This window comes from Methylobacterium sp. WL18 (genome assembly GCF_008040015.1).
Taxonomy (GTDB): domain Bacteria; phylum Pseudomonadota; class Alphaproteobacteria; order Rhizobiales; family Beijerinckiaceae; genus Methylobacterium; species Methylobacterium mesophilicum.
The window spans coordinates 1-5006 of record NZ_VRVD01000337.1; the positions used below are offsets into that span (position 1 = coordinate 1).

The 5006-nt window shown below is 70.8% G+C and carries 5 protein-coding genes; 3 read left to right on the forward strand and 2 right to left on the reverse strand.

Annotation, left to right across the window (positions count from 1 at the left end; genetic code table 11):
- Positions 1 to 163: 163 nt before the first annotated feature.
- The gene (locus FV228_RS19940; protein ID WP_147856207.1) at positions 164 to 1369 is read left to right on the forward strand and encodes a homoserine O-acetyltransferase; all 1206 of its coding nucleotides are present in this window, start codon (positions 164 to 166) and stop codon (positions 1367 to 1369) included.
- A gap of 8 nt (positions 1370 to 1377) precedes the next feature.
- Positions 1378 to 2073 (forward strand): methionine biosynthesis protein MetW, encoded by a 696-nt coding sequence (metW, locus tag FV228_RS19945; protein WP_147856208.1) that lies wholly within the window; start codon positions 1378 to 1380, stop codon positions 2071 to 2073.
- A 498-nt stretch (positions 2074 to 2571) separates the two neighbouring features.
- On the opposite strand, the gene FV228_RS19950 is transcribed toward metW, so the two are convergent.
- Positions 2572 to 3120 (reverse strand): PAS domain-containing protein, encoded by a 549-nt coding sequence (locus tag FV228_RS19950; RefSeq protein ID WP_147856209.1) that lies wholly within the window; start codon positions 3118 to 3120, stop codon positions 2572 to 2574.
- Positions 3121 to 3357: 237 nt separating this feature from the next.
- Here FV228_RS19950 and FV228_RS19955 point away from each other — a divergent pair, with 237 nt between their 5' ends.
- Positions 3358 to 3573, forward strand: a complete 216-nt coding sequence (locus tag FV228_RS19955; protein WP_147856210.1) for a hypothetical protein — start codon at positions 3358 to 3360, stop codon at positions 3571 to 3573.
- A 123-nt stretch (positions 3574 to 3696) separates the two neighbouring features.
- On the opposite strand, the gene FV228_RS19960 is transcribed toward FV228_RS19955, so the two are convergent.
- Positions 3697 to 5006, reverse strand: a 1310-nt coding sequence (locus FV228_RS19960; protein ID WP_147856211.1) for a lytic transglycosylase domain-containing protein, incomplete at its 5' end; no start/stop codon positions are given.

Below are 5006 nucleotides of genomic sequence, written 5' to 3' on the forward strand. Positions count from 1 at the left end.
CGCCTGAACCGGTCCCGCTCCGCGATGGGCGCGCGTTGACGCTCGCGGCCGCGCGCATTACCTCCCGGTCTCGCTGGCCGCGTCGGGCGAGTGGGGCGGGTCTCGCGACACCGCGCCCCCTGCCGCGGACCGGGATCGCCGACACACGGTCGTCAAGTCCCGCATGGATACCCAACCGGACACGGCCCTGCGGCCGGACCCGATCGACGAGACGACCGGGCGCCTGTCGGAGCCTTCGCAGGCGCTCGACCCGAAAAGCCTGGTCATGCGGTTCGGCCCGGACGCGCCGCTGCTGACCGACGCCGGCGTCGAACTCGCGCCCTTCCAGATCGCCTACCAGACCGCCGGCACCCTGAACGAAGCGGGCACGAACGCGGTGCTGATCTGCCACGCGCTCACCGGCGACCAGTACTTCGCCCATCCGCATCCGCTCACCGGCAAGCCCGGCTGGTGGGAGACCCTGGTCGGCCCCGGCAAGCCGGTGGACACCGACCGCTACTTCGTCGTCTGCTCGAACGTGATCGGGTCGTGCATGGGCTCCACCGGCCCCGCCTCGATCGATCCCGCCACCGGGCGGCCCTACGGGCTGAACTTCCCGCTGGTGACGATCCGCGACATGGTCCGCGCCCAGGCGATGCTGCTGGAGCGGCTCGGCGTGCGCGACCTGTTCCTGTGCATCGGCGGCTCGATGGGCGGGATGCAGGTGCTGCAATGGGCGGCGCTCTATCCCGACCGGGTCTTCGCCGCGATGCCGATCGCCACCGGCCCGCGCCACTCGGCGCAGAACATCGCGTTCCACGAGGTCGGCCGGCAGGCGATCATGGCCGACCCGGCCTGGGCGGACGGGCGCTACCTCGAGGAGGGCACGCGGCCGTCCAAGGGGCTCGGCGTCGCCCGGATGGGCGCGCACATCACCTACCTGTCCGAGCCGGCCTTGCACCGGAAGTTCGGACGGCGGTTCCAGGGCGGCTCGGCCCCGACCTTCTCGTTCAACGCCGACTTCCAGATCGAGAGCTACCTGCGCCACCAGGGCCTGAGCTTCGTCGAGCGGTTCGACGCCAACGCCTACCTCTACCTCACCCGGGCGATGGACTATTTCGACCTCGCCGAGGACCATGGCGGCGCGCTGGCCAACGCGTTCCGGGGGATCAAGACCCGGTTCTGCCTGATCTCGTTCACCTCCGACTGGCTGTTCCCGACCTCCGAGTCCCGGGTGATCGTGCACGCGCTGAACGCCGCCGCAGCCCCGGTCGCCTTCGTCGAGGTCGAGACCGACAAGGGCCACGACGCCTTCCTGCTCGACGAGCCGGCGATGTTCTCGGCCGCCCGGGGCTTCATCGACGCCGCCGCCCGGGCCCGCGGCCTATGAGCGGCTCGATGCTGTTCAAGGGTTCCTCGGGCAAGGCCGCCCCCGGCGCGCCGTGGCAATCCACCGACACCCTCCCCCGCACCGCCGAGGGCGGCGGCGCCCGCGTCGACCACATCGTCGTGCTCGGGTTGATGCCGGCGGGCGCCCGCGTCCTCGATATCGGCTGCGGCGACGGCTCCCTGCTGGCGCTGCTGCGCGACCGGCGCGGCATCGACGGCCGCGGGATCGAATTGTCCCGGGACGGGGTCAACGCCTGCCTGGCCCGGGGCCTGTCGGTGATCCAGGGCGACGCCGACACCGACCTGGAGAACTATCCGGACGACGCCTTCGACGTGGTCGTGCTGTCCCAGACCATCCAGGCGACCCGCAATCCCCGGATCGTGCTGGAGCACCTGCTGCGCATCGGCCGGCAGGTGATCATCTCGTTCCCGAATTTCGGGCATTGGCGGGTGCGCTCGGAGCTGGCCCTGCGCGGCCGGATGCCGGTCACCGAGATCATGCCGGATGCCTGGTGGGAGACGCCCAACATCCACCATTGCACGATCCGCGACTTCGTCGGCCTGTGCCGGCTCATCGGCGCCGAGATCGAGACCGCCACCGCCCTGGACGGCCGGGGCCGGCCGATGCGCTTCTCCATGCCCTGGTGGGTTTGGAACCTGTTCGGCGCCCAGGGGGTGTTCCTGCTCCGGCGCGGGCAGCGCTAGCGTCCCGCCCCCGCAGCGGCCACCGGATGCCCGCATCGGTGTGGGCGGCGCGGGCGCAGGATGGAGCGCGGGGCCCCTACCCCGCACGAGCTACCGGATTCACAGATCGCAGTCCGGATGGTTCGCGGCCGCAAAATACATCTGTCCGAGGCCAACACGCGCGTTCCCTCCCCCGCAGAGGGGGAGGGTGGCCCGCGAAGGCGGTCGGGCCGGGACGAAGTCCCGCAAAAGGGGAGCGACGGCGCAGAAACAAGCTTTGCCCGTCATGCCGGCCGCGCCATGTCCTGAGCCCGGGCTCCCCTCTCCCGACCCGGCCTGACGGCCGGCCCACCCTCCCCCGCAGAGGGGGGAGGGAGCGCGCCTGTCAGCTGCGATGCGACGGGTTTTGCTGCCGAGACGGATGCGGCGTGTCGCGTTTCGTCACCGGCTTCGCCCGCAACGACCGGTCCGGCACCCGGCGGTTGTGCCCTGTCGTGGACCGTGAACGATGGGGACCCGTCAGTTGTAGGCGTTCGGCGTTTCCGTGCTCCGGCGGGCGATGGCGCGCCCGACCTCGAACAGGGCGGCGCGCAGGCCCGGCAGGGCGCTCTTGGCGCCGTCGCCCTCGATCAACGAGTGGGCGATGATCAGGTGGTCGGCGATCCGGTCCAGGTGATCCTGCGGCGCGGTCGCATGATGCGTCGGCGGCGGCAGGTAGCGGCCGACATGGCCGTAGGCTTGCATCCCGTCCGTGGCGCTCGGGGTCATCTCGATCATCGAGCCGAGATAGCCCAGGAAGGTCGAATCCGGGGGGCCGAACGAGGGCAGGCCCCCGGCGCCGAGCCACCGCACGCTTCCGTCGGCGCAGTGCAGCCGGAAGCGCAGGCTGAATTCGCTGACGGCGGCCGCGGCCCGGCTGAATACGTCCTGGATGGTCGCCCGGTCGGTCTCGGGGACGCGGTCGAGCCAGCCGAGACCCAGCGCGGCCGACCGGTCCTGCCCCGTGATCTCGGACCACTCACCACTGAGATAGACGAACCGACCAGACGCATCGGTCGAAAAAATCATTGCAGCGTTCCGGGCCGGCTCGGTTCGTATGAAAGGTAACCCTGAGAATTAAATAAAGATAGCAGCCTTGATCTTTATACATTATTTTATACTATCCCGGTGATGGATTTATACCGGCTCATGCGCGCCGCAGACAGGAATATCGGTTCGGCCTCAGCGCGCATGGAATCGAGGACCCAGGGTCGAGCCCGATTGCGCCGCGATCGCGGCCGACTTGGTGGCAGAGGATCGTCCGTCATGAGCGGCTCGGACAAGCCGGGGACCAAGACCTTGCTGACGCTCGCCGGAATCCTGGGCATCCCGGTCGAGCGGTTCTTCGACGACGAAGGCACGACCGACGGCCAGGCCGGGGCGCAGGAATGCCTGCGGCTCTGGTCGGCGATCCGGACCAGCGAGGGCCGCGCGCGCGCGCTCACCGTCATCCGCGGCATCATCGAGGACGAGCGGCGGTAAGGGAGCCGGGAAGACCCACGCGCGTCCCCTTCCCCCCCTCTGCGGGGGAAGGGAATGCGCGTATCCGGTTCGAAGGGACTTTTCGCCCCGCCCGCCCCGAACCGCGCCGTCGTGTGCGAGCCCCTACCGCGCCCCGCGGTGCAGATCCCCGTCGATCAGCAGGGCGCTGCGGTTGTCCAGGCGGGAGCGGTAGACCTGCAGGTTCTCCATCACCCGCTGCACGTAGTTGCGGGTCTCGGTGAACGGGATGCGCTCGACCCAGTCGATCACGTCGACCTCGCCCTTGCGCGGGTCGCCGTAGGCGTCGATCCACTTCTTCACGTTGCCGCCGCCGGCATTGTAGGACGCGAAGGCGAGGACGTAGGAGCCGCGCCAATCCTCCATCAGTTCGCCGAGATGGGCCTGGCCGAGCTTGGCGCAGTAGGCGGGGTCGCTGGTCAGGCGGTCGACGTCGAAGGATGTGGCGACCCGGCGGGCGGTGCGCTGGGCGGTAGCCGGCATCATCTGCATCAGGCCGCGGGCGCCGACGCCGGACTGGGCCCGGGGATCGAACTGGCTCTCCTGCCGGGCGATGGCGTAGACCATGGCCCGCTCCACCTGCGGCACCGCCGTGAAGGTCTCGTAGGTCGGGATCCCGATGGTCGGATAGGCGTGGGCGTCGAGCGGCAGGCCGCGCTGCACCGCGAGCTTGCCGACCGCCACCAGGGCGCGGGCGTCCTTCATCTCGGTGGCGAGGTCGCCGAGCGCCTGGATCTCGCGCGGGTCGGTGAGGTCCCGGGCGGCGTCGATGTAGAGCGGCAGCGCCAGGTCCTTCAGGCCGGCCTCGCCGAGCAGGCGCAGGGCCCGGATCGACAGCCGGTCCTCGAACGCCTGCCGCTCAACGCCTTCGAGGTCGGCCGGCGCGCGCAGCGGCAGGCTGGTCTGGCCGAGCCGGGCCCGGGCGACCTGGCCGTAATAGGCGATCGGCTGCAGGGCGGCGCGCTCGTAGAACGTCTTCGCCACGTCGTGCTGGCCGAGGGACTCGGCCGCCCTGCCCTGCCAGTAGGCGGCCCGCGCCAGCGAGACCGGGCTCTCCGCGATGGTCGCCATCCGGGCGAAGTGCTGCGCGGCGCTCGCCGGGTCGCCGGCAAACCGCAGGGCGATCCAGCCGGCGTGGAACTCCGCCTCCAGGCGCTTCTCGGGGGTGCGGGCCGCGTGGCCGCTCGCCACCGTGAAGGCGGTCCTGGAATCGCCGAGGTCGAGGAGCTTGCGGGCCACGATCCGGCGCTCGACCCACCACTCGTCGCCGTCGACCAGCACGTCCGGGTTGCTGGGCGCCGTGGCCAGGATCGCGGCGGCCTCCTCGGGCTTGTCGGCCCGGCGGAAGAACTGCGCCCGGGAGAAGATGTAGGAGGCGTCCCCGCGCAGGGAGGGCGGCACCGCGGCGAGCGCGG